Origin of the sequence: Roseivivax jejudonensis, assembly GCF_900172265.1 — a bacterium.
In the GTDB taxonomy this organism is placed as follows: Bacteria; Pseudomonadota; Alphaproteobacteria; order Rhodobacterales; family Rhodobacteraceae; genus Roseivivax; species Roseivivax jejudonensis.
This window is the reverse complement of sequence record NZ_FWFK01000008.1, coordinates 185,288-207,654: the sequence shown is the minus strand read 5'-3', so window position 1 is coordinate 207,654 and position 22,367 is coordinate 185,288. Positions and strand designations below refer to the sequence as shown.

Genomic DNA, 22,367 nt, shown 5'->3' with positions numbered 1-22,367 from the left:
CGCGTTACGGGCCAGCCATGGAGGGACCCATGCTTCGCAAGAAATCTAACGGTGTCGCGCGCCGGACCCGCCCCGCGGGGATCCTGGCGCAGGTGGGCGACACGGCCGTCGACCGCCGCGCCTTCCTGCGCGGCTCGGGCCTTGCCATCGGCGGCCTGACCGCCATCGCCGCAACCGGCGGGTCGGTGACCCAGGCGACCGCGCAAACCGCCGCGCAGGGCGCCGTCGAAACCGTGAAATCCGTCTGCACGCACTGCTCGGTCGGCTGCACCGTCATCGCAGAGGTGCAGGACGGCGTCTGGACCGGGCAGGAACCCGGTTGGGACAGCCCGTTCAACCTCGGCGCGCACTGCGCCAAGGGTGCGTCGGTGCGCGAGCACACGCACGGCGAGCGGCGCCTCAAGTATCCGATGAAGAAGGAAGGCGGAGAGTGGGTCCGCATCTCCTGGGAGCAGGCGATCGACGAGATCGGCGACCAGATGATGACCATCCGCGAGGAGAGCGGCCCGGATTCGGTCTACTGGCTCGGCTCGGCCAAGCACAACAACGAGCAGGCCTACCTCTTCCGCAAGTTCGCGGCCTACTGGGGCACGAACAACGTCGACCACCAGGCGCGGATCTGTCACTCGACCACCGTTGCGGGCGTTGCGAACACATGGGGCTACGGCGCCATGACCAACTCCTACAACGACATCCACAACAGCCGCGCGATCTTCGTCATCGGCGGCAACCCGGCCGAGGCGCACCCCGTCTCGCTCCTGCACCTGTTGCGGGCGAAAGAGCAGAACAATGCGCCCATGATCGTGTGCGACCCGCGCTTCACGCGCACCGCGGCGCATGCGGACGAGTACGTGCGCTTCCGTCCGGGCACCGACGTTGCGCTCGTCTGGGGCATCCTGTGGCATATCTTCGAGAACAAGTGGGAGGATGAGGAATTCATCCGCACCCGCGTCTGGGGGATGGACCAGATCCGCGAGGAGGTCGCCCGCTGGACGCCCGAGGAGGTCGAGCGCGTGACCGGCACGCCGGGCAGCCAGCTCGAGCGCGTGGCCCGCACGCTGGCCAACAACCGTCCCGGCACCGTGATCTGGTGCATGGGCGGCACGCAGCACACCAACGGCAACAACAACACCCGGGCCTACTGCATCCTGCAGCTGGCGCTCGGCAACATGGGCGCCGCCGGCGGCGGCACCAACATCTTCCGCGGCCACGACAACGTTCAGGGCGCGACCGACCTCGGCGTTCTCGCCGACACGCTGCCGGGCTACTACGGCCTGTCCGAGGGTGCCTATGCCCACTGGGCGCGGGTCTGGGAAGAGGATCTCGACTGGCTCAAGGGCCGCTTCAGCCAGGAAACCGCGTCGGACGGCGGCAAGGACGACGTGCCGATGATGAACGTCACCGGCATCCCGGTGTCGCGCTGGATCGACGGCGTTCTGGAGGATGCAGAGAACCTCGATCAGCCGAACTCGACCCGGGCGATGGTCTTCTGGGGCCACGCGCCCAACAGCCAGACGCGCCTGCCCGAGATGAAGACGGCGATGGAGAAGCTCGACCTGCTGGTCGTTGTGGATCCCTACCCGACCGTGACGGCCGTGATGCAGGATCGGACCGACGGGCTCTACCTGCTGCCGGCGGCCACGCAGTTCGAGACCTACGGCTCCGTCACCGCGTCCAACCGGTCGCTGCAATGGCGCGAGAAGGTGGTGGACCCGATCTTCGAATCCAAGGCCGACCACGTCATCATGAAGATGTTCGCGGACAAGTTCGGCTTCACCGACAGGATCTTCCGCAACATCGAGGTGAACGGCGACGAGCCTCTGATCGAGGACATCACGCGCGAATTCAACCGCGGCATGTGGACCATCGGATATACCGGCCAGTCGCCGGAGCGGATGCGCACGCACATGCAGAACCAGCACACCTTCGACCGCACGACGCTCAAGGCGCTCGGTGGACCCGCCGACGGTGACTACTACGGCCTGCCGTGGCCGTCGTGGGGCACGGCGGAGATGCGCCATCCCGGCTCGCCCAACCTCTACGACATCTCGAAACCGGTTGCGGATGGCGGCATGGGCTTCCGCGCCCGCTTCGGCGTGGAACGCGACGGCGACAACCTCCTCGCCGAGGGCGTCGCGCCCGTGGGCTCGGAGATCCAGGACGGCTATCCGGAGTTCACCTACCAGATGCTGGTGGACCTCGGCTGGGATCAGGATCTGACCGACGATGAGCGCAGCGCGATCGAGCGCGTCGCCGGCTGGACGGGCGAACGCCCGAGCTTCCAGCGCGACCAGGGCGACGATGCGGCGGCGACCCAGCAGGCGGCGGAAGCCGGCAACGGCGAGCAGCCCGTGGGCGAGCAGTCGCAGACCGGTCCGATCGAGAGCGACTACAACTCGCAACTCGGCGGCGTGAACTGGAAGACCGACCTCTCGGGCGGCATCCAGCGGGTCGCGATCGCGCATGGCTGCGCGCCCTACGGCAACGCCAAGGCGCGCGCCGTGGTCTGGACCTTCCCCGACCCGGTACCGGTCCACCGCGAGCCGCTCTACACCCCGCGCTACGACCTCGTGGCCGACTACCCGACCTACGAGGACAAGAAGTTCTGGCGCGTGCCGACGATGTACAAATCGATCCAGGATACGGACTTTTCGTCCGATTTCCCGATCACTCTGACCTCCGGCCGGCTTGTGGAGTACGAGGGCGGCGGCGACGAGACCCGGTCCAACCCGTGGCTCGCGGAGCTGCAGCAGGACATGTTCGTCGAGGTGAACACCCGCGATGCCAACAACCTCGGCGTCCGCGACGGGTCGATGGTCTGGGTCGAGGGTCCGGAAGGCGGGCGCGTGCGCGTCATGGCGATGGTCACCGAGCGCGTGGCGCCCGGCGTCGCCTTCATGCCCTTCCACTTCGGCGGGTTCTGGCAGGGCGAGGATCTGCGCTCGAAATACCCCGAGGGCGCCGATCCCTACGTGCTCGGCGAGAGCTGCAACACCGCCCAGACCTACGGATACGACAGCGTCACGCAGATGCAGGAAACCAAGGCCACCCTGTGCAAGATCGTGGCGGCGTAAGGAGTTAAGACAATGGCAAGAGCGAAGTTTCTCTGCGACGCCGAGCGCTGCATCGAGTGCAACGCCTGCGTCACCGCCTGCAAGAACGAGCACGAAGTGCCGTGGGGCATCAACCGGCGCCGCGTGGTGACCATCCAGGACGGTCAGCCGGGCGAGCGTTCGATCTCGGTCGCCTGCATGCACTGCTCGGATGCGCCCTGCATGGCGGTTTGCCCGGTGGATTGCTTCTATCAGACCGCCGACGGCGTGGTGCTGCACTCCAAGGACCTGTGCATCGGCTGCGGATACTGCTTCTACGCGTGCCCCTTCGGCGCGCCGCAATATCCGCAGGCGGGCAACTTCGGCAGCCGCGGCAAGATGGACAAGTGCACCTTCTGCGCCGGCGGCCCCGAAGAGGACACCTCCCAGGCGGAGTTCCAGAAATACGGGCGCAACCGGATCGCAGAGGGCAAGCTGCCCATCTGTGCCGAGATGTGCTCCACCAAGGCACTGCTCGCAGGCGATGGCGACGTGGTCGCCAACATCTACCGCGAGCGCGTGGTGGCGCGCGGCTTCGGGTCCGGCGCGTGGGGCTGGGGCACGGCCTACGATCAAAAAGGCGGGTGACGCAGTATCATTTTATTGTATAACGATGACGCTGATCCGCATCGCCTGTCGGCACGTATCAGACGCATCGCCGGACCCGTTGGGGTTCAATACGTTAATAGTGCCGTAATCCCCACGTCTCCCGGTCTGACCGGGGGACGTGATTCGGCCCCTCCGACGCGCTGCGTCGGGTGACGACGGGGTAGACATGAAAGAGAGCTTGCGCATTGAATGGATCCGTCCCGTACTCGAGGACATCCGCGAATTTCTGCGCGAGGGCGAACGCCCGGACATGGCAAACGACATCGACATGCTGATCGAAAAGTATCGCGATATCCTCATGCCGCCGACCGAAGACACGGACGACGAGCTTCCAGACAATGCGGTTCCGCTCGACCGCTACCGTCCCCGTACCTGATCATGGCCACGACGCCGCATCATCCGGACCGCCCGCGCATCGGCGGAACAGATGCGGCACGGCGCATCGATGACGGCTTCATCAACCGTCAGGCATGGGCGATCCGCTGGCAGGATCGCGCGCAGAGCGTCGAGATGGCGTTCGAGGTTTTCCGGCTGGTGGAGTCGGGGCTGAGCTACGGGCTCGCCCACCGCACCCTTGCGTGGCAGGCGCTGTGGCGCGGGGATCTCGGGGCGGCCGCCGATCACGGCGCCCTCGCGCTCGACATGCTGGCCGGCGGCGGCACGCGCGGCGCGGTCGCCATCGCGGACGTGCACAGCGTCTTCGCACGCCTCTACGCGATCCGCGGCCGGCGCGACCTGTCCCGCGTCGCGCTGGAGGACGGGTTCGCGGCGCTTGGCGGGGCGAATGCGCCCGGCACCCGGGCGGCGCTTCTCTGTGCCCAGGCCTGCGTGCAGCGCCTCGGCCGGCACTTCGACGAGGCGCGCGAGAGCCTGCGCCTCGCGATGGTTCTGGGCGAGGCACAGGATTCCGTGGCGCTGCATGGCGAGTTGTCCTGCCTCGAGGAAGCCGACGGCAACAACGATGCCGCGATGAGTCACGCCATGCGGGCCGTCACCAGCGCGCAGGCCTCGCGCAACCGCGTGCTCCTGCCCTACGCGATGACGGCCCTGGCCCGCGGGCATCGGCTGCGCGGCGGCCGCGATCGCGCCCGCGCGTACCTTGCCGAGGCGCGCGTGGTGGCGGAGGCCGACGACGACCCGCAGGCGCTGTCCCTCGTCTTCCTGCACATGGCCGACATCGAGATCGATGACGGCCAGCCGCGCGCGGCGCTACGCGCGGTCGAGACGGGCCTCCGGCACGCGCGCGGCCTCGGCCACGTCCTGCTCGAACACCGTCTCCTGCGCCGGGCCGCCGACCTGCACGAAGTGCTGGACGACGCCGCCGCCGCCTTGCAAGCCTACAAGAGGCTTGTCACCTTGCTCGAGGCCGAGCGCGAGTGATCGCGCCGGCGCCGTATCCGCCATTTCGGAAGGTTCCACGATGACCCGCATCCTGTCGCTTCTGCTCCTCCTCGTCCTGATGCAGGGCGCCGTGGCACCCGCCTCGGCCCAGGCGGTCGAAACGCCGGACAGCGTCGAACCGGCAACCGAGGGCAACACGCCCACGCTCGAAGACATTCTCCGGCGCCAGGAGGGGCTCGAGGTCGATCAGAGCGGCCGCGCGGCCGAAGTCGGCGAAGACGTCGCGCCGGGCGCGGACAGCCCGCTCGGCACGCTCGGCGGCGCCTCGGATGCCGATCTCTGGCGTGCCTTCCGCTTCGACAACCGCGAGATCACGACCCAGGTCCGGGGCCCCGCGGCCGACGTCATCATGCAGGATCGCGGCATGGCGTGGCTGCAGTTCCGCGAAGGTCCGCTGATCACGTACGGCGGTTGGCTGCTGCTCGGCACGATCATCCTGCTTGCCGTGTTCTACCTGCTCAAAGGCCGGATCCGCATCGACGGCACCAAGACCGGCCGCCGAATTCTGCGGTTCACCGGGGTCGAACGCTTCGGTCACTGGCTTCTGGCCGGGTCGTTTATCCTGCTGGGCATCACCGGTCTGCTGACACTGATGGGGCGAAAGTTCCTGATCCCGGCCTTCGGACACGAGGCCTTCGCAACGATGGCGACGGCGTCGAAATGGATCCACAACAACGTGTCGTGGGCCTTCATGCTCGCGCTCGTCTGGATCTTCGTAGCCTGGGTCTGGCACAACCTGCCGGACCGCACGGACATCAAGTGGCTCGCCAAGGGCGGCGGTCTCCTGGTCAAGGGCCACCCCCCGGCCAAGAAGTTCAACGCCGGGCAAAAGCTGATCTTCTGGTCGGTGATCGTTCTCGGGGCGTCGATCTCGGCGTCGGGCCTGGCGCTGCTTTTCCCGTTCGAGCTGCCGATGTTCGCGGCCACCTTCGAGAAGATCAACGCCGTCGGCGTCCCGATGTGGTTCGGGTTCGATCCGCTTCCGACGCAGCTCTCGCCGCATGCCGAGATGCAGTATTCGCAGCTCTGGCACGCCATCGTGTCGTTCGTGCTGATGGCGATCGTGCTGGCGCACATCTACATCGGCTCGATCGGCATGGAGGGCGCGTTCGACGCGATGGGCCGCGGCGACGTCGAAGAGCAATGGGCGGCCGAGCACCATTCGATCTGGTACGAGGAAAAGCGCAAGGAGGGCGAAATCGCCCCCCAAGGCACGAACCCGGGCGCGACGCCGGCCGAGTGATGCAGCGCACGGCTGCCACGATCCTCGCGCTGGCGCTTTGCAGCGTCGCAAGCGCCGAGACCCTGACCGGCCACGGCGGTCCGGTCATGGGCCTCGACGTCGCGCCGGACGGTCGCGTCGCCACCGCGAGCTTCGACAATTCCGTCGGCCTGTGGGCCAATGGGTCGCCGCGCTGGCTCGAGGGCCACGCCGCGGCGGTGAACGCCGTCCTCTTCACCGGGCCCGAGACCCTCGCCTCGGCGGCGGACGATTTCGACGTGCTGCGCTGGCGTCTGGATGCCGAAGATCCCGAACGCCTCGACGGGCACGAGGGCAAGGTCATGGGCCTCGCCGCCGCCGGGTCCCTCCTCGCGTCGGCCAGTTGGGACGGCACGATCGGTCTCTGGCCCGCAGACGGCGCGCCGCGCTTTCTCGATGGTCATGACGGGCCGGTGAACGCTGTGGCCTTCACGCCGGACGGCGGGGCCCTCTACTCGGCTTCCGCCGACGGCACGATCCGCGAATGGGATCCCGCCAGCGGCGCCGAACGGCGCACGCTCGTCGATCACGGCTTCGGCGTGAACGAGATCGTGCTCGCGCAGGAGGCCGGATGGCTTGCCTACGGCGCCGTCGACGGCGCGGTCCGGGTCGTCGATCTGCAGAGCGGCGAAGAAATCGCCGACCTCTCGGCCGGGCGCAGGCCCATCCTCGCGCTCGAACGTGCGCCCGACCGCAGCGTCCTCGCGGTCGGCGACGGTGAGGGCTACATCCTCGTCGCGGATGCCGCCGACTGGTCGGTGCGCCACGATTTCCGAGCGACGGACCACGGGCCGATCTGGGCGCTCGGCTTCGCGCCCTCTGGCGCCACGCTTTACGCCGCGGGGCTCGACAGCGCGGTGCATATCTGGCCCCTGGCAAATCTCGGCGACGCCGAAGCGATGCCGACGGGCGCAGAGAGCTTTCTGCGCGACCCCGACACCATGTCGAACGGCGAGCGACAGTTTCAGCGCAAGTGCTCGATCTGTCACACGCTGTCGGCCGATGGCGGGCGCAGGGCGGGGCCGCCGTTGGGCGGGCTGTTCGGCCGCCCGGCGGGCAGTGTCGAGGGATATCGCTACTCCGACGCGTTGGCCGAAAGTGACGTCGTCTGGACCGCCGAAAGCATTGATGCGCTGTTCGACGAAGGGCCGGATCACTATGTTCCGGGTACGAAGATGCCGATGCAGAGGATCGCGCGGCCGGAGGACCGCGCCGACCTCGTGGCGTTCCTGAGGCGCGCGACGGAATGAGCCGCCCGACCTCGCGCGCAAACGACGGAACGGGCCAGAGCCCGCACCTCCGTCGGACGAGACCCGATGTGCCGCATGCCGGCACGTGAAATTGAAGATCGCCGTGCCGCGCACGGCCTGGGAGCAAGAAGAATGAAAGCGATGATGCTCGCCTTTGTCGCCACCGCGGTCATCACGGTCGGCGCGTGGTACACGCTGACCCATGTGATCGAATTCAGCGCCGCCGATCGTGCCGCGACGGGCGATACGGTCCGGCTCGGCGACTCCGGCCCCGAGGACGAGTGACCATCCGGGTGGCGGGCCCGGTAGCGCCGCGGCCGGTGCCCTTCGATCAGGTGTTGAAGAGGAAGTGCAGGACGTCGCCGTCGCGGACGCGATAGGCCTTGCCTTCGGCCCGCATCTTGCCCGCGTCCTTCGCCCCCTGCTCGCCGCCGAGCGCGATGTAGTCGTCGTACGAGATGGTCTCGGCGCGGATGAAGCCCTTTTCGAAGTCGCCGTGGATCACGCCAGCCGCCTGCGGCGCCAGCGTGCCCACCGGGATCGTCCAGGCGCGCGCCTCCTTCGGACCCACGGTGAAGTAGGTCTCGAGATGGAGCAGGCCGTAGCCTGCCTTGATCAGGCGGTCGAGACCGGCCTCTTCGAGACCCATCTCCGACAGGAACATCTCGGCTTCTTCGGCATCGAGCTGGCTGATCTCCTCCTCGATCTTGGCCGAGATGACGACATGCGCGTTGCCCTGGTCCGCGGCCATGGCGGCGACGCGTTCGGACTGGGCGTTGCCGGTGCCGGCCTCCGCCTCGTCCACGTTGCACACGTAGAGGACGGGCTTCTGGGTCAGCAGCTGCAGCATCCGCCACGCCTTGCGGTCGTCGTCGGAAACTTCGACAGTCCGCGCGGGCTGGCCGTTCTCGAGCGCCTCCATCGCCAACTTGAGAAGACGTTCCTGCTGGACCGCTTCCTTGTCGCCGCCACGGACCTTTCGCACGATGTTCTGGAGCCGCTTCTCGATCGATTCCATGTCGGCGATCATCAGCTCGGTCTCGATGGTCTCGGCATCGGCCACGGGATCGACGCGACCGTCGACGTGGGTGACGTCCTCGTCCTCGAAACAGCGCAGCACGTGCGCAATGGCGTCGACCTCGCGAATATTGGCCAGGAACTGGTTGCCCAGCCCCTCGCCCTTCGACGCGCCCTTCACGAGGCCGGCGATGTCCACGAAGGTCAGCCGCGCGGGGATCACCGCGCGCGATTTCGCGATCTCGGCCAGCTGGTCGAGCCGACGGTCCGGAACCGCGACCTCGCCGACGTTGGGCTCGATCGTGCAGAACGGAAAGTTCGCCGCCTGCGCCGCGGCCGTTTTCGTCAGCGCGTTGAAGAGCGTCGATTTGCCCACGTTCGGCAGGCCGACGATGCCCATGCGAAAGCCCATGTTCCGATCTCCCGACCCTGATGCAGCGCCCGCGCTTCTAGGCGCGGGGCGGCGCAGGTGCAAGCGGGCGACGCGGGCTCAGCCGTAGGCGTTCGGCCCCGCCTCGGGACGCTGCGCGTACCAGTAGATCAGGATGATCCAGCCGATCACCGGGATCAGCCACAACAGCACCCACCAGCCGGACTTGCCGATGTCGTGCAGCCGCCGGACCGCAAGGGCGATGCCCGGAATCAGCGTGGCGAGACCCCACAGCGACTGCAACGTGTCGCCGCCGATCGCGTAGGCGATGATCGACAGCACGAGGTTGTCGAGGATCCAGTACCAGAACTCGCCGCGATTGCTGCGCCCCTGAAAGTCGAGGTAGCGGCGGAAGAACTCGCGCGCGGCGTCGACCGGGTCGGACTTGCGGTGATAGTCGCGCTGCGGGCCGCCGGCGCGACGCTGGCCGGATGCCGGCACGCCCGTGCCGGTCTCGGATCCCTCGGGCGCCAGGCGGGGGACGTGCTTCCACGCGGGCTCCCACTCTTTCATCCCGGACCGCCAGACGAGCGTATCGGCGCGGATCGTGCCCTCGGCCGCAAGTTCGTCGAGCGCGTGCTCCGGCACCGGTCCGTCGCGCTCGTCACCGTTGGCGTAATACCACTCCATCGCCCCGCCCTTCCCTTCGGCCACGACTATCGCGCGAAGCCCTAGCACGACCCGCGACCCGATGGGGAGTGGGGAAAGGACGCGGCTCAGGCCGTGGCGGCCGTGTTGTGGAACCGCGGCAACGTCCGGCCCCAGAACCGTGCCAGCAGCAGCACCGCCGCGGCCGCGAGCCCGAGCACGAGGCCGAGCCAGACGCCGGGCCCGCCCCAACCGAGCCAGAAGCCGAACCCGAGCGCCGCAGGCATGCCGACGCCCCAGTAGGCGAACGCCGCCATCCACATGGGCACCCGCGTGTCCTGCACCCCGCGCAGCACGCCGAGCGCCACGACCTGCGCCCCGTCGACGAGCTGGAACAGGGCCGCGACGGCCAGGAGCGTGACACCCGAGGCGACGATGGCCGCCCGGTCCGGATCGTCCGGATCGAGAAACGCGCCCACGAGCGGCGCCGGCGCCAGCAGGAACAGCGCGACGGTAAGCAGCGACGCGATCGCCGACAGCGCCAGCACCGTCCAGGCGCCGCGCGCCAGGTGATCGGCATCGCCGCGACCGAAGGCGTTGCCGGCCCGGATCGTTGCCGCGTTCGACAGGCCCATGTGCACCATGAAGGCTGCCGTCGCCAACTGGACCGAGATCCCGTGCGCGGCCAGCGGCACCGTCCCGAGCCATCCCATCAGTACCGCCGAGCCGGCGAACAAGGCGACCTCGGACAGATTGGTCAATCCGATCGGCCAGCCCAGCCGGAAGACCTGCACGAAAACCTCCCAGTCCGGGCGCCAGAACCGGACGAACAGGTTGTGCTCCGGCAGACGCGCCCGGGCATAGGCGATGCACCCGGCGAGGCTGACGCCGTGGGTCAACACCGATGCGATAGCCGCGCCGCGGATCCCGAGCGCGGGAAACCCGAGATTGCCGAAGATCAGCACCCAGTTGAACCCGACGTTCAGAGCGGCCGCGAGGCACGTGACCCAGAACACGATCCGGGTGTGCTCCAGCCCGGCAAGGTAGCTCTTGATGACCAGCATGCCGAGCGCCGGGGCCATCCCGAAGAGCGCGATCCGCAGGTAGATCTGCGCGTTCGCGGCAACGCCCTCGGTCTGCCCGAGCAGGCGCAGCAGCGGTCCCGAGAACCACAGGACCGGCGCGGAGAGCGCGCAGAAGATCAGCGACAGCCACAGCGCCATCCGGGTCGCGCGGCGGATCATCACCTGGTCGTCGCGTGCGGCATAGCTCGCCACCAGCGGCATGACCGCCCATGCGACGCCGGCCCCCAGCAGGAACAGCGTGAAGAAGGCCGAATGCGCGAGCGTGAGCGCCGCCAGTTCCTCGGCCCCGTACCAGCCGATCATCATCGTGTCCGTCAGGCCGATCAGGAACTGCGCCAGATGCCCACCGACGAGCGGCAGGCCCAACGCCATCACCGCGCGGGCGTGGTCGGGATAGGACAGGTGACGGGCGGTCATGCCGGGGCTCTACGCCCGGCGCCTGCGCCCCGCAAGGCTGCTCAGAGCGCCCGCATCATCAACTCCAGCGCAAGAAGCGCGATCACGCCGCCGGCCAATGCCTCGATGCCGGCGAGGATGCGCGCACTGCCCGGTCCGGCCGAGAGTCGCGTCAGCGCGCCTTCCCGCAGCGTGATCGCGGCCACGGCGACGCCGACGGTGATCGCAGCGGTTCCGAGCCCCATTGCGAAGGTCGCGAGGATGCCCGCGCCCGCGATGTCCATGCGCCACGTCAGGATGAGAACGAACAGCGCGCCGGTGCAGGGGCGGATCGCCACGGCCCCGATCAGGGCCAGCGCCTCGCGCACCGATCCCACGCGCGCGGCCTCTTCGGGAGTCGGCCCGTGCGCGTGGCCGCAGCCGGGACACTCGGCCCCGGTCTCTGCGACCGAATGATGGTGATGATCATGGTGATGGTGGTGGCCTGCGGCGGCCCCCGCCGGCGCCGCCGCACCCTGCAGCTGCAGCGCGCGGGCGGGCCAGAGCCGGCGGCCGCCACGCACGAGAAGGTAGAGACCGATCAGACCGATCGCACCGTAGCTGACCGGGGCGAAGACCCTCTCGGCCGCGCCCGTCATCTCGGTCCGGCCCCAGCCGAGTAGCCATAGCCCCCCGTAGACGAGGATCACCGCCGTCGCGGCCTGTGCGAGGCTCGACAGAAGGGCGAGCGCGCTCAGCTTCAGCACGGCGACACGGCGCCCTATCCCGTAGCCGCCGATCAGCACCTTGCCGTGGCCGGGCCCAGCCGCGTGAAAGACCCCGTACGTGAAGGCAAGCCCGCAAAGCGTGGCGAGCGCGCCGGGCTCGCCGGCCCGCAGCGCGCGGAGCGCAAGCGCCATGGACCGCTGCGCCTCGGCCTGCCCTGCGGCGGCCCAGGCCGCCACGTGCGCGGCACCGCCGAAGCCCCATAGCCAGATCGCGAGGACCGCGATCAGCGCGGCGAAGCTCAGGAGGATGGCGCGCATGTCACCATGATCGTGTCGGCGTAATGTACCCCGAGCTCGAGCACCTCGAACTGGTCCTCCGACGCCTCTGTGAGCGCCTGCGCGAGCGCCTCTTCACCGGCGTCGGGATCCGGCGCGGCGACGTCTGCGCTGCACTCTCCGCTGACCGTCACCTCGTCGAGCGTGTAGGCGACGTAGTAGGTCGGGTCGTACTGGCGAAAGACGGCGCCCTCGGCGGGCACGTCGGGGACCGTGCGCGTGTGTGTCGCCACGATCCGGCCCTCGATGACGTCGATCTCGGTCGAGACCGGGTGCCCGAGTTCGACCTTCTCCCCTTGCGCCTCGAGGTACAGATCGCCCTCGAAACCCTCGGGCCAGACCTCGAAGTCGAAACCCAGAAGCTCTTTGCGCTCGGCGTCCGTCAGCTGTCCGTCCGCGTCGGAATCGAGGCCCTCGTCCTCGAGGATGAGCAGCGTGAAGAGCTCGTCGTAGCTCCACGTCATCTCGGTCTGGGTGATCCGGCCCTGATCGTCGACGACGACGTTCAAAACCGTGTCCACGAAGACGTGCGGATGAGCACCCAGCGTCGTGGGCAACGCGGCAAGGCCGGCAATTATAGCAGTGCGCAACATGCGTGTCGCATAACGTGCCGGACGGCATCTCGGCAAGCGGCGTCGGCGGGCATTGCAGGCGTGCGCGGCGGGACGCGCGGATCGCCGCGCATTTTTTCCGGGGTGTCCGGCGCCCGGGGCCACCCGCATCACCGTCCGGGCGTCAGGGCCGTTCCATCCCGAGGGCGTCGCGCCACGAATGCTTCGGCGCGTAGCCCAGAAGCCGCTGCGCCTTTTCGATCGAATAGAACGTCTCCCATTCGCCCATCTCGCGGGCCACGGGCACGCCCGGATAGAACCGTTGCGCGACCTCCGCCGAGGGGATGCCGACAGATGTGTCGGGGTTGGCGACGTTGAACACCTCGTAGCCGAGCCCGTCGGTGTTCAGGCAGCATTCCACCATGTGCCCCAGGTCGCGTGCGTCGATATAGGCGAAGATATTGCGCCGCCTCAGGTCCGGATCCTGCAGGTAGGCGGGAAAATCCGATTTGTATTCATGAGGTTCAATGACGTTGTTTATCCGCAGGCCGTAGATGTCGACGCCCGAGCGCGCCTGAAAGCTGCGCGCCGTCACCTCGTTGGCGACCTTCGACATGGCATAGCTGTCGTGCGGGATCGTCGGGTGCGCCTCGTCGACGGGAACGTAGTCCGGCACCATCTCTCCGCGGGCAAAGCAGATGCCGTAGGTGGTCTCGCTAGAGGCGAAGACGACCTTGCGGATGCCGAGCTTCACCGCGGCCTCGATCACGTTGTAGGTGCCCATGACATTGGTGCGGTAGGTCTCGCCGTCCGAGGCGATCAGGATCCGCGGGATCGCGGCGAAGTGGACCACCGCGTCGAACCGGTCTGTCGCCGCGGGATCGTCGAGCTCGCCGATATCGCCGAATTGCGTGAGCGCAGCCCAGACCTGCCCGCTGTCGGTCAGATCGACCCGCAGGTCGTCGACCCCGCTCGCCCCGAGCGGCTGCAGGTCGGCATTGACGATCGTATGCCCCAGATCGCGAAGATACGGCACGACGTGGCGGCCGGCCTTGCCGGAGCCCCCGGTGAAGAGAATGCGCATGTAGACCCCGTCAGGAACAGCTGGCGTAGATGTCGAGCGCCGGGCCGGCATTGGCGGCGGTGGCCGACACGCCGGAGCGCAGGGTGAATGTTACCGGCCCGCTGCCATCGCGCAGGACCTGCCGGCTGGCATCGTCGAGCGCAACCGCGCCGCGCCACACGCCGCCGACCCCGGTCATGCCCAGCGCCGAACTGAACCCGCTCGAGGCGATGCGCAGGATCTCTCCGGCCCCGTCCGGCGCCGGCGACGCGACGGTCCAGACCGGGGCCGGGCTGCCGGTGGCCGAGGTTTCACAAGCTATGCTGACCTGCGGGCTGTCGCCGGTGGCGGGCAGGACGGCGCGGCGGCCGTCCGGGCCAAGCGTCCAGTTGGCAGCCATGCCCCCTTGTGCCATCGGCCCCGAGGACGGGGCAATTGGCGCCGCGCAGGCGGCAACGACGAGCGGCAGGGCCAGGAACGCTATGGGTCGCATCGAAAGTCTGTCTCCTCTGATCGGCGGTCAACGCCGGGTCCCGACCGGGGTTCCCGGGGGCATCCGGCGGCGCGCCCGCGCAGGGTGACACGGCCTCGGCGCCGAACGCCATTGATTTCCCACGGCTGCGCTGGCAGGGGATCCCACTGAGTGGACGGAGGACGGACAGAGACCATGACCCGGATCGAGAACACATTCGCCGCGCTGCGCGCCGAGGGTCGCAAGGCGTTCGTCGCCTACATCATGGCGGGCGATCCGAACGTCGACACGTCGCTCGCCTTGATGAAGGGTCTTCCCGGCGCCGGCGTCGACGTGATCGAACTCGGCCTGCCCTTCACCGACCCCATGGCCGACGGCCCGACGATCCAGGAGGCCGGGCAGCGTGCGCTCGCCGGACACATGACGCTCGACCAGACGCTCGGCATGGTGCGCGCGTTCCGCGAGGACGACGACGAGACGCCGATCGTGCTGATGGGCTACTACAACCCGATCTATTCGCGCGGCGTGGACCGGTTCCTGTCGCAGGCGCGGGAGGCCGGCATCGACGGATTGATCATCGTCGACCTGCCGCCCGAGGAGGATGACGAGCTCTGCATTCCCGCGCAAAAGGCAGGATTGAACTTCATCCGCCTTGCCACGCCCACGACCGACGACAAGCGGCTGCCGAAGGTGCTCGAGAACACGTCGGGCTTCGTCTACTACGTTTCGATCACCGGCATCACAGGTGCGGCCGCCGCTCAGGCCGCCGAGGTCGGACCGGAGGTCGCGCGGATCAAGGCGCAGACAGACCTGCCCGTGATCGTGGGCTTCGGCATCCGCACGCCGGACACCGCGCGCGAGATCGCCGGCACGGCCGATGGCTGCGTCGTCGGTTCGGCCATCGTCAGCGAGATGGCGTCCGGGCGAAAGACCGAGGACGTGCTGGCCTTCGTCAAGTCGCTCGCCGACGGCGCGCACTCCGCCTAGACCGCCGCGTTTGCGCCCCGTCCCTGAGGGACCTCTTGTGCTGACTTCCGGGCGTCCCCCGCACGGCTCTCGCGCGAGCGACAGAAGGCAGGTGACACGGCCCCCGCCTTGTCCCACCCGCGCAGAGCCTCTATCTCCCACTCCGCGGGCGTGATCCCGCGTGCCCGTGCCTTGCTCTAGGCCTGACAGCGAGAGGAAAGGTCCAGCGCCATGCCTGACACGCCCTATTACCTCATCGACAAGTCGCGACTTCTTCCGAACCTCGAGAAGATCGCTTGGCTGCGCGAGGAATCCGGCGCGAAGTCCCTTCTCGCGCTCAAGTGCTTTGCCACGTGGGGCGTGTTCGACCTGATGCGGCAATACATGGACGGCACGACTTCCTCGTCGCTGTTCGAGGTCAAGCTCGGCGCGGAGGAGTTCGGCGGCGAGACACACGCCTACTCCGTCGCATGGGCCGATCACGAGATCGACGAGGTGATCCGCGTCTCGGACAAGGTCATCTTCAACACCGCCAACCAGTTGCGCCGGTTCGAAGCGCCGAGCCGGGATCACACGCGCGGCCTGCGTGTCAATCCGGGCGTCTCCACCTCGGATTTCGACCTCGCCGATCCGGCCCGCCCGTTTTCGCGTCTTGGCGAGCACGCGCCCGAGGACATCGAGCCGGTGGCGGACATGATTTCGGGCTTCATGTTCCACAACAACTGCGAGAATGCGGATTTCGAGCGTTTCGACGCCATGCTCGGCATGATCGAGCAGCGCTTCGGCCACCTGATCCGCCGGATGGACTGGATCAGCCTCGGTGGCGGCATCCACTTCACCGGCGATGGCTACCCTCTCGACAAGCTTGCCGAGCGTCTCAAGCGGTTCGGCGGGCAGAACGAGGTGCAGGTCTATCTCGAGCCCGGAGAGGCCGCGATCACCAATTCGACCACGCTCGAGGTCACGGTTCTCGACACCCTCCACAACGGCAAGAACCTCGCCATCGTCGACAGCTCCGTCGAGGCGCACATGCTCGACCTGCTGATCTACCGCGAGAGCGGCAAGATGACGCCCGACGACGGGCCGGAGGAATGGATGATCTGCGGCAAATCCTGTCTTGCCGGGGACATCTTCGGCGAGTTCCGCTTTCCCCAGCCTTTGACCGCCGGGGACCGGCTGTCCGTTCAGGACGCTGGCGGTTACACGATGGTCAAGAAGAACTGGTTCAACGGCGTCAAGATGCCGGCCATCGCCATCCGCGAGACCGACGGGACGGAACGTCTCGTGCGCGATTTCGGCTACGACGATTTCAAGGCGGCGCTCGGCTGAGCTCCGGCCCTTTCGCCCCGGAACCCACTCAGGAGACAAAAGGGGGTCTCGCACCCATGAAGCAGACCGTTCTCATCATCGGCGCCGGCGGCGTCGCCCAGGTCGTTGCGCACAAGTGCGCGCAGAACAACGACATCCTCGGCGACCTTCACATCGCCTCGCGAACCAAGGCGAAATGCGACGCGATCGTCGAGAGCGTTCACGCCAAGGGCGCGATGAAGCAGGACGGCGTTTTCGAGACCCACCAGGTGGACGCGACCCAATCCGATCAGGTCGCCGACCTCATCCGCAAGACCGGCGCAGAGATCGTCATCAACGTCGGCACCGCCTTCGTGAACATGCACGTCCTCGACGGCTGCCTCGCCACCGGCGCGGCCTATATCGACACGGCCATCCACGAAGAGCCCGACAAGATTTGCGAGACCCCGCCGTGGTACGCCAACTACGAGTGGAAAAAGCGCGACGCCTGCGCCGAGAAGGGCGTGACCGCGATCCTAGGCGCGGGCTTCGACCCGGGCGTGGTGAACGCCTACGCGCGCTACGCGATCGACGAATTCATGGACGAGGTGAAGAGCATCGACATCGTCGACGTGAACGCGGGCTCGCACGGCAAGTATTTCGCCACCAATTTCGATCCCGAGATCAACTTCCGCGAGTTCACCGGCGTCGTCTACTACTGGGAAGACGGCAAGTGGAAGGAAAAGTCGATGTTCGAAACCGGCCGAGAGTGGGATCTGCCGGTCGTGGGCAAGCAGACGGCCTACCAATCCGGGCACGACGAGGTGCACTCGCTCGCCACCAACTATCCGCAGGCCGACGTGCGCTTCTGGATGGGGTTCGGCGAGCACTACATCAACGTGTTTACCGTGCTGAAGAATATCGGCCTGCTGTCCGAGCACCCGGTCCGCCTCGCCGAGGGGCAGGAGGTCGTGCCGCTCAAGGTCGTGAAGGCGTGCCTTCCCGATCCGTCGAGCCTCGCGCCGAACTACACGGGCAAGACCTGCATCGGCGATCTCGTGAAAGGGACCAAGAACGGCTCGGATGTCGAAGCCTTCGTGTACAACGTCGCCGATCACAAGGATGCCTACGAGGAAGTCGGCAGCCAGGGCATTTCCTACACGGCGGGCGTGCCGCCGGTGGCCGCCGCGATCCTGATCGCGCAGGGCGACTGGGACACGAAGACCATGAAGAACGTCGAGGAACTCGACCCCAAGCCGTTCTTTACCGTTCTCGATCGCATCGGTCTGCCGACCCGGGTCCAAATCGGTAACGACGACCGGCCCTGGAACGCCTGATCCGCCCGGCCGGGCGACGAACTCGCCCGGCCCCTGCCCCCGGACCGCTCGACTGGCCGGTGCCGCGCCTCAGCTTTGCAACCAGTCGTGCACCAGCGCGTCGAGCGCGGGCCAGTCGGTGTAGTCCTTGCCCGCGTCGAGGTCCGCCTTCGGGTCCTTCACGGCGATGATCCGGCGCATCACGAAGCGTCGGAACACGTCGTAGCGCTCCGGCCGGAACGCCCCGGCGATCTGCGACACGCGCCCCGGGGTCCAGCCTGTGGCCGCTTCGAGGTCCGCGAGGATCCGTTCAAGCCCCTTCCAGTCCTCGTCGTCGTGACCGGCCGCGGCCAGCGACACCGACAGAAACAGCGTCGGCATGGCGTTGAGGCGTGACGCCTCCCTTGCCGCGAATGTGCCGAGCGCGCGCTGGTAGTGGTTCACATGGACGGACGCGGCCAGAAGCGCCCGGTCGAACCGCGCCAGGTCGAGGCCCTCCGCATCGGCGAGGTTCAGAAGCTCGACCGAATGACCTTCGGCGACGGTCAGGTCGGCCACGTGCCGCGCGATGCGCCGCGTGTGCCCCTCGCCCGTTCCATATCCCACCAAGATCTTCATCCCTGCCTCCCGTCAGCCGCATGCCCACCGATCGCCTGCATCTTGGGGCACCGCCCACCAGCCCGCCTTGATCGCGATCAACCGGCGTACACCTCGTCACCGAGGCACTGCGACAGAGCCGACATTGCCGGTGACGGCCGGCCTTGCTACTCCTCCGGGCACTGCCGCGGAGGAGAACCGGAATGCCCGTGATTACCGAGATCGAGGACCTCAGGCGCATCTACAAGCGTCGCGTCCCGAAGATGTTTTACGATTACTGCGAGTCGGGCAGCTGGACGGAACAGACCTTCCGCGAGAACAGCTCTGACTTTGACGAGCTCTACCTGCGTCAGCGCGTCGCCGTGGACATGGCCAACCGCACGACGAGCTCCACAATGCTGGGCGAAGACGTATCAATGCCGGTCGCCCTCGCGCCGGTCGGCATGACGGGGATGCAGCACTGGGACGGCGAGATCAAAGCCGCCAAGGCCGCCGAGAAGTTCGGCGTGCCCTACACGCTCTCCACGATGTCGATCTGCTCGATCGAGGATGTGGCCGCTGCGACGTCCAAGCCGTTCTGGCTGCAGGTCTACACCTTGACCGACGACGACTACATGCAGCGCCTGTTCGATCGCGCGAAGGAGGCGAAATGCTCCGCCGCGGTCATCACCGTCGATCTGCAACTCCTCGGGCAGCGGCACAAGGACCACAAGAACGGGCTGTCCGCGCCACCGAAACCGACGCTGCGCAACATGATCGACCTGTCGACGAAATGGTCTTGGGGCATGGGCATGCTGTCGACCAAGAGGCGGCAGTTCGGGAACATCGTCGGGCATGTCGAGGGGATCGACGATCCCTCTTCGCTGATGGCGTGGACGGCTGCCAAATTCGATCAGTCGCTGAACTGGGATCGCATCCGGCAGTTCCGCGACATGTGGAACGGCCCACTCATCATCAAGGGCATCATGGATCCCGAGGACGCGCGGCAGGCCGTCAATGTCGGTGCCGACGCGATCATCGTGTCGAACCACGGTGGCCGCCAGCTCGACGGCGCGCTGTCCTCGATCCGGGCGCTGACCCCTGTGCTCGACGCCGTGGGCGACAAGATCGAGGTGCACCTCGATTCCGGCATCCGCTCGGGTCAGGACGTGTTGAAGGCGCTCGCCATGGGCGCGAAGGGCGTCCATATCGGCCGCGCTTATATTTATGGCCTCGGCGCGATGGGACAGCAGGGCGTGACGAAATCGCTGGAGATCATCCGCAACGAGCTCGATATCTCGATGGCGCTCTGCGGGCGTCGGCATGTGACCGACATCGACCGTGAGATCCTGCTGGTGCCCGAGGGGTTCTCCGGCCGGTGGGAGGATCCGCGCCGCAACGCCTGAGGCGCGCGGCGCGGCCGCCGGTCAGGGCAGATCGATGACCGTGCCGCGCCCCGCCTCCGCCGCGGCACATTCGTCCGGCGCATGCGCGCAGATCTCGACATTGCGGCCCGTCAGCTGACGCATCCGCCGCTCCATCGCGGTGTCGAACTGGACGCCTGCGGCCACCGCTGCGGGCCACTCGACGACATCACCGCGCACGAAAATTGGCGCCTCGGCCTCCGCCACGACCGACGCGAGCGCGACCGTCTCGGTCCGCCAGGGCTGATACATGCCGTAGATCACAGCGTTCATCGTCATGCAGCCGCCGACGACCAGCAGAACCGACACGCGCGCGACGGCGATCCGCAGTGCACTGTCGCCGGCCATCAGCGTCAGGGCACGGCACAGGACCAGACCGTGAAAGGTCCATGCGAACGCGTAGGCACGCGCCGGAACGAAAACGCCGAGCTTCATGGCCTGAAGCGCCACGAGACCCAGCCCGACGAGAAGACCGGCGGTCAGGTACAACGCCTCGACGGGTGCGCGCCGCCGAAGAATGGCGAAACCGGCCACGAACAGCAAGACATGAAAGACGATCGCAGGCTCGAACTTGTAGGCGACCGTGTAGGCATAGTTGATGACCGACTTGGTGATCTCGGGGAGGTTCGCCACGAGCCCGGCAAGATCGCCGGCTGGTGTCGCGCCGCGCCAGTCGGCGAGCGGCACGCCGAACACGCCGTGAACCTGCCAGTTGATCGCGTAGGTCACGAAGACGGCCGCGGCGAAACTGACCACGAACAGCGCCATCAAACCGGCGAGGTCGCGCATCGACCGGTTTGCGGTCCGGACGAGACAAATCGCCAGCAAGAGGACCGGGTACATCGTGTACGACATGAACGCGACCACGGTGAACACCGGCAGGCAGAGCCTTAGCTGGCGCTGCGGCAACAGGCACCCTAGCCAGGCATAGACCCCGATCAGCGCGACCCCTGGGACCAGCGTGTTGAACCAGAGCGAGATGCGCAGAGCCGTCGGCGCCGCCGCGATGAACAGCGCGAGGAGGATCGCGAGCCAGCGCGGACCGTCGCGGCCGATCGCGGCGGTGGCCAGGCCCGCGCAGAAAAGCGCCCAGAACCCTTGGTAGACCGAAAAATTCAGCCACGCCGGCGTCTCGAAGCCCCGCAAGTGCCAGACGTAGCTGAGCCAGCGGCCCTCGTGCAGGGTCTTGTTCCAGAACGCGTCGGCGTCGCCGAAAAAGGCGGGGTAGTCGTCGTGCCGGATCATCGGGTCGGCCAGGTTCGGCAGCGACATCGCGAATACGCCGAGCAGCGTCGCCGCGAAAACCGGAACCAGTCGGTCGCCCAGCGTCGCGACCGCGACGTGTCGCGGCATCATCGATGCATCCGTTGCGGTATAGGTCATGCCGTCTGGGCCTCGCGCCGGGCGCGCGCCGCGATCAGGCGGGCGCGGCCTTGCGCGATGCCGGTGACGGCACCGCGCGGCAGGTGCGAGACGATGCCGCGGCGCAGGCGCCAGAGCGCGTCGCCCCCGTTCGGCACCGCCTTTCCGTCCGGCACGGCGTGGGCACGCACGGCGTCGGGCAGTCCTTCGGCTCCGGCTTCGTTGACGTAAAGCACGGCATTGTAGCGATACCACGGCTCGACCTCGCGCGCGCGGGTCAGGTGTGGACGCAGGCAGTCGTAGGCGCGGTAGCCGCGCGCGGCGAAGAGCTCCTGCCAGAATGCCAGCGGCTGCTCGTTGACGTGGAACTCGCCACCCTGCCCCGTCACTGCGGCCGAGAAGAGCACGCGATCGGACGCCCGGGTCAGGCTGTCGACCAGCGTCTCGGACGCTTCGGTCGGCAGGTGCTCTCCCACCTCGAGGCTCTGGGCGAGGTCGAACCGGCGGCCGGTTTCCACAGGCTGCGTGAGATCCGCCGCGAGAAAGCTCTCCGCCGGGATCGCGAGCCGGTCACGCTCCACGTAGTCGCCGTCCACACCGAGGATGTCCGTCGCGCCGGCATGTTTCCAGGCGTCGAGCCAAACTCCGCGGCCACTGCCGAGGTCGAGCACGCTTCGCGGCGCCAGGCAGGGGTTCAGAAGCCCGACGAGCGTCCGGGCGGAGCTCCGGGCGCCGCGCTCGATGTAGTCGAAGAACGTATCGGAGTAGAGATGGCTCATTGCGTGTGATCCCTGAGCTGCGCGCCCCCGGTGAAGACCCAGAGCGACATGAGGACGAAGTTCTGCAGCGGCAGCACGACTGCGACGAGGGCGGCAGACGCCCAATCCGGCAGGCCCGCGGCGGGGCCGATCGCGCCGGTGACGACGGCGGACGTCAAAAGGCCGAGCCCGATCATCACCGCAAAGCGCAGCGCCTGCGCGGGATCGGCGAGCGGACGCCCGAAGGTGAAGGCCCCCTGGCCGGCATATTGCACCGCGACGGCGATCAGGAACGCCGCGACGTTGGCGACGCCCTGCGGAATGCCGGCGCGGAGGAACGCGACGTAGAGCAGTACGTAGAGCGCCGCGACGCCGGCGCCGACGATCCCGAAGCGCAGGAGGCGAGCCGTTCGCGGCATC

General features: G+C 67.7%; 22 protein-coding genes. 11 read left to right on the top strand and 11 right to left on the bottom strand.

Annotated features, from left to right (window positions below):
- Positions 1 to 29 precede the first annotated feature (29 nt).
- The 7 genes from ROJ8625_RS19060 (at position 30) to ROJ8625_RS21105 (ending at position 7,898) form a co-directional block, all read left to right on the top strand.
- Positions 30 to 3,074, top strand: coding sequence for a formate dehydrogenase subunit alpha (locus tag ROJ8625_RS19060; protein ID WP_085793516.1), 3,045 nt, complete (start codon positions 30 to 32; stop codon positions 3,072 to 3,074).
- A gap of 12 nt (positions 3,075 to 3,086) precedes the next feature.
- Positions 3,087 to 3,680 carry a formate dehydrogenase FDH3 subunit beta gene (gene fdh3B / locus ROJ8625_RS19055; RefSeq protein WP_085793515.1) on the top strand — a complete coding sequence of 198 codons (594 nt, stop codon included), beginning with the start codon at positions 3,087 to 3,089 and terminating at the stop codon, positions 3,678 to 3,680.
- Between the two features lie 187 nt (positions 3,681 to 3,867).
- Positions 3,868 to 4,077 (top strand): hypothetical protein, encoded by a 210-nt coding sequence (locus ROJ8625_RS19050; RefSeq protein WP_085793514.1) that lies wholly within the window; start codon positions 3,868 to 3,870, stop codon positions 4,075 to 4,077.
- A gap of 2 nt (positions 4,078 to 4,079) precedes the next feature.
- Positions 4,080 to 5,081: a hypothetical protein gene (locus ROJ8625_RS19045; protein ID WP_085793513.1), complete on the top strand. Its 1,002-nt coding sequence runs from the start codon at positions 4,080 to 4,082 to the stop codon at positions 5,079 to 5,081.
- 40 nt (positions 5,082 to 5,121) lie between these two features.
- Positions 5,122 to 6,345, top strand: coding sequence for a formate dehydrogenase subunit gamma (locus ROJ8625_RS19040; protein ID WP_085793512.1), 1,224 nt, complete (start codon positions 5,122 to 5,124; stop codon positions 6,343 to 6,345).
- Entirely contained in the window at positions 6,345 to 7,613 is a 1,269-nt protein-coding gene (locus ROJ8625_RS19035; RefSeq protein ID WP_085793511.1) for a c-type cytochrome, read from the top strand. Before ROJ8625_RS19040 ends, ROJ8625_RS19035 begins: the two co-directional genes overlap by 1 nt.
- 132 nt (positions 7,614 to 7,745) lie before the next feature.
- Positions 7,746 to 7,898, top strand: a complete 153-nt coding sequence (locus tag ROJ8625_RS21105) for a hypothetical protein (RefSeq protein ID WP_159456822.1) — start codon at positions 7,746 to 7,748, stop codon at positions 7,896 to 7,898.
- A gap of 46 nt (positions 7,899 to 7,944) precedes the next feature.
- Here ROJ8625_RS21105 and ychF read toward each other — a convergent pair whose 3' ends face one another.
- The 7 genes from ychF to ROJ8625_RS19000 form a co-directional block, all read right to left on the bottom strand.
- Positions 7,945 to 9,042 carry a redox-regulated ATPase YchF gene (ychF, locus tag ROJ8625_RS19030; protein ID WP_085793510.1) on the bottom strand — a complete coding sequence of 366 codons (1,098 nt, stop codon included), beginning with the start codon at positions 9,040 to 9,042 and terminating at the stop codon, positions 7,945 to 7,947.
- A 78-nt stretch (positions 9,043 to 9,120) separates the two neighbouring features.
- Positions 9,121 to 9,714 carry a DUF805 domain-containing protein gene (locus ROJ8625_RS19025; protein WP_143535202.1) on the bottom strand — a complete coding sequence of 198 codons (594 nt, stop codon included), beginning with the start codon at positions 9,712 to 9,714 and terminating at the stop codon, positions 9,121 to 9,123.
- Between the two features lie 62 nt (positions 9,715 to 9,776).
- On the bottom strand, positions 9,777 to 11,150 hold the full coding sequence (locus ROJ8625_RS19020) for an MATE family efflux transporter (protein WP_085793508.1): 1,374 nt from the start codon (positions 11,148 to 11,150) through the stop codon (positions 9,777 to 9,779).
- A gap of 41 nt (positions 11,151 to 11,191) precedes the next feature.
- Positions 11,192 to 12,154, bottom strand: coding sequence for a nickel/cobalt transporter (locus ROJ8625_RS19015; RefSeq protein WP_085793507.1), 963 nt, complete (start codon positions 12,152 to 12,154; stop codon positions 11,192 to 11,194).
- Positions 12,136 to 12,765, bottom strand: a complete 630-nt coding sequence (locus tag ROJ8625_RS19010) for a DUF1007 family protein (protein WP_085793506.1) — start codon at positions 12,763 to 12,765, stop codon at positions 12,136 to 12,138. The genes ROJ8625_RS19015 and ROJ8625_RS19010 overlap by 19 nt, the downstream gene beginning before the upstream one ends.
- 142 nt (positions 12,766 to 12,907) lie before the next feature.
- A complete protein-coding gene (locus tag ROJ8625_RS19005) occupies positions 12,908 to 13,807 on the bottom strand; it encodes an NAD-dependent epimerase/dehydratase family protein (RefSeq protein ID WP_085793505.1) in 900 nt (299 codons plus the stop codon).
- A 10-nt stretch (positions 13,808 to 13,817) separates the two neighbouring features.
- Positions 13,818 to 14,279 carry a hypothetical protein gene (locus ROJ8625_RS19000; protein WP_143535201.1) on the bottom strand — a complete coding sequence of 154 codons (462 nt, stop codon included), beginning with the start codon at positions 14,277 to 14,279 and terminating at the stop codon, positions 13,818 to 13,820.
- A gap of 174 nt (positions 14,280 to 14,453) precedes the next feature.
- Here ROJ8625_RS19000 and trpA point away from each other — a divergent pair, with 174 nt between their 5' ends.
- From trpA to ROJ8625_RS18985, 3 genes are all read left to right on the top strand, one after another.
- Complete coding sequence (gene trpA, locus ROJ8625_RS18995) at positions 14,454 to 15,245, top strand: tryptophan synthase subunit alpha (protein WP_085793503.1); 792 nt, start codon at positions 14,454 to 14,456, stop codon at positions 15,243 to 15,245.
- A 210-nt stretch (positions 15,246 to 15,455) separates the two neighbouring features.
- On the top strand, positions 15,456 to 16,553 hold the full coding sequence (locus ROJ8625_RS18990) for a carboxynorspermidine decarboxylase (RefSeq protein WP_085793502.1): 1,098 nt from the start codon (positions 15,456 to 15,458) through the stop codon (positions 16,551 to 16,553).
- Between the two features lie 56 nt (positions 16,554 to 16,609).
- The gene (locus ROJ8625_RS18985) at positions 16,610 to 17,848 is read left to right on the top strand and encodes a saccharopine dehydrogenase family protein (RefSeq protein WP_085793501.1); all 1,239 of its coding nucleotides are present in this window, start codon (positions 16,610 to 16,612) and stop codon (positions 17,846 to 17,848) included.
- Positions 17,849 to 17,917: 69 nt separating this feature from the next.
- Here ROJ8625_RS18985 and ROJ8625_RS18980 read toward each other — a convergent pair whose 3' ends face one another.
- Positions 17,918 to 18,445 (bottom strand): flavodoxin domain-containing protein, encoded by a 528-nt coding sequence (locus ROJ8625_RS18980; RefSeq protein WP_085793500.1) that lies wholly within the window; start codon positions 18,443 to 18,445, stop codon positions 17,918 to 17,920.
- Positions 18,446 to 18,627: 182 nt separating this feature from the next.
- Between ROJ8625_RS18980 and ROJ8625_RS18975 the strand changes: the two genes are divergently transcribed.
- Positions 18,628 to 19,809 carry an alpha-hydroxy acid oxidase gene (locus ROJ8625_RS18975; RefSeq protein ID WP_085793499.1) on the top strand — a complete coding sequence of 394 codons (1,182 nt, stop codon included), beginning with the start codon at positions 18,628 to 18,630 and terminating at the stop codon, positions 19,807 to 19,809.
- Between the two features lie 21 nt (positions 19,810 to 19,830).
- Here ROJ8625_RS18975 and ROJ8625_RS18970 read toward each other — a convergent pair whose 3' ends face one another.
- Genes ROJ8625_RS18970 through ROJ8625_RS18960 form a run of 3 tightly spaced genes read right to left on the bottom strand, consistent with a single transcriptional unit; the run spans position 19,831 to position 22,366 of the window.
- Positions 19,831 to 21,210: a hypothetical protein gene (locus tag ROJ8625_RS18970; RefSeq protein ID WP_143535200.1), complete on the bottom strand. Its 1,380-nt coding sequence runs from the start codon at positions 21,208 to 21,210 to the stop codon at positions 19,831 to 19,833.
- Positions 21,207 to 21,968 (bottom strand): methyltransferase domain-containing protein, encoded by a 762-nt coding sequence (locus ROJ8625_RS18965; protein WP_085793497.1) that lies wholly within the window; start codon positions 21,966 to 21,968, stop codon positions 21,207 to 21,209. The genes ROJ8625_RS18970 and ROJ8625_RS18965 overlap by 4 nt, the downstream gene beginning before the upstream one ends.
- Positions 21,965 to 22,366, bottom strand: coding sequence for a GtrA family protein (locus ROJ8625_RS18960; RefSeq protein ID WP_085793548.1), 402 nt, complete (start codon positions 22,364 to 22,366; stop codon positions 21,965 to 21,967). Before ROJ8625_RS18960 ends, ROJ8625_RS18965 begins: the two co-directional genes overlap by 4 nt.
- Between the last annotated feature and the right edge of the window lies 1 nt (position 22,367).

What these genes read in the sequence shown, in the direction of transcription:
- ROJ8625_RS19005 (WP_085793505.1), bottom strand. Translation starts at nt 13,807, where the DNA reads ATGCGCATTCTCTTCACCGGGGGCTCCGGCAAGGCCGGCCGCCACGTC.
- ROJ8625_RS18990 (WP_085793502.1), top strand. Translation starts at nt 15,456, where the DNA reads ATGCCTGACACGCCCTATTACCTCATCGACAAGTCGCGACTTCTTCCG.
- fdh3B (WP_085793515.1), top strand. Translation starts at nt 3,087, where the DNA reads ATGGCAAGAGCGAAGTTTCTCTGCGACGCCGAGCGCTGCATCGAGTGC.
- ROJ8625_RS19015 (WP_085793507.1), bottom strand. Translation starts at nt 12,154, where the DNA reads ATGCGCGCCATCCTCCTGAGCTTCGCCGCGCTGATCGCGGTCCTCGCG.
- ROJ8625_RS19020 (WP_085793508.1), bottom strand. Translation starts at nt 11,150, where the DNA reads ATGACCGCCCGTCACCTGTCCTATCCCGACCACGCCCGCGCGGTGATG.
- trpA (WP_085793503.1), top strand. Translation starts at nt 14,454, where the DNA reads ATGACCCGGATCGAGAACACATTCGCCGCGCTGCGCGCCGAGGGTCGC.
- ROJ8625_RS19035 (WP_085793511.1), top strand. Translation starts at nt 6,345, where the DNA reads ATGCAGCGCACGGCTGCCACGATCCTCGCGCTGGCGCTTTGCAGCGTC.
- ROJ8625_RS19060 (WP_085793516.1), top strand. Translation starts at nt 30, where the DNA reads ATGCTTCGCAAGAAATCTAACGGTGTCGCGCGCCGGACCCGCCCCGCG.
- ROJ8625_RS18970 (WP_143535200.1), bottom strand. Translation starts at nt 21,210, where the DNA reads ATGACCTATACCGCAACGGATGCATCGATGATGCCGCGACACGTCGCG.
- ROJ8625_RS19040 (WP_085793512.1), top strand. Translation starts at nt 5,122, where the DNA reads ATGACCCGCATCCTGTCGCTTCTGCTCCTCCTCGTCCTGATGCAGGGC.
- ychF (WP_085793510.1), bottom strand. Translation starts at nt 9,042, where the DNA reads ATGGGCTTTCGCATGGGCATCGTCGGCCTGCCGAACGTGGGCAAATCG.
- ROJ8625_RS18975 (WP_085793499.1), top strand. Translation starts at nt 18,628, where the DNA reads ATGCCCGTGATTACCGAGATCGAGGACCTCAGGCGCATCTACAAGCGT.
- ROJ8625_RS19050 (WP_085793514.1), top strand. Translation starts at nt 3,868, where the DNA reads ATGAAAGAGAGCTTGCGCATTGAATGGATCCGTCCCGTACTCGAGGAC.
- ROJ8625_RS18985 (WP_085793501.1), top strand. Translation starts at nt 16,610, where the DNA reads ATGAAGCAGACCGTTCTCATCATCGGCGCCGGCGGCGTCGCCCAGGTC.
- ROJ8625_RS18965 (WP_085793497.1), bottom strand. Translation starts at nt 21,968, where the DNA reads ATGAGCCATCTCTACTCCGATACGTTCTTCGACTACATCGAGCGCGGC.
- ROJ8625_RS21105 (WP_159456822.1), top strand. Translation starts at nt 7,746, where the DNA reads ATGAAAGCGATGATGCTCGCCTTTGTCGCCACCGCGGTCATCACGGTC.
- ROJ8625_RS18960 (WP_085793548.1), bottom strand. Translation starts at nt 22,366, where the DNA reads ATGCCGCGAACGGCTCGCCTCCTGCGCTTCGGGATCGTCGGCGCCGGC.
- ROJ8625_RS18980 (WP_085793500.1), bottom strand. Translation starts at nt 18,445, where the DNA reads ATGAAGATCTTGGTGGGATATGGAACGGGCGAGGGGCACACGCGGCGC.
- ROJ8625_RS19000 (WP_143535201.1), bottom strand. Translation starts at nt 14,279, where the DNA reads ATGCGACCCATAGCGTTCCTGGCCCTGCCGCTCGTCGTTGCCGCCTGC.
- ROJ8625_RS19010 (WP_085793506.1), bottom strand. Translation starts at nt 12,765, where the DNA reads ATGTTGCGCACTGCTATAATTGCCGGCCTTGCCGCGTTGCCCACGACG.
- ROJ8625_RS19045 (WP_085793513.1), top strand. Translation starts at nt 4,080, where the DNA reads ATGGCCACGACGCCGCATCATCCGGACCGCCCGCGCATCGGCGGAACA.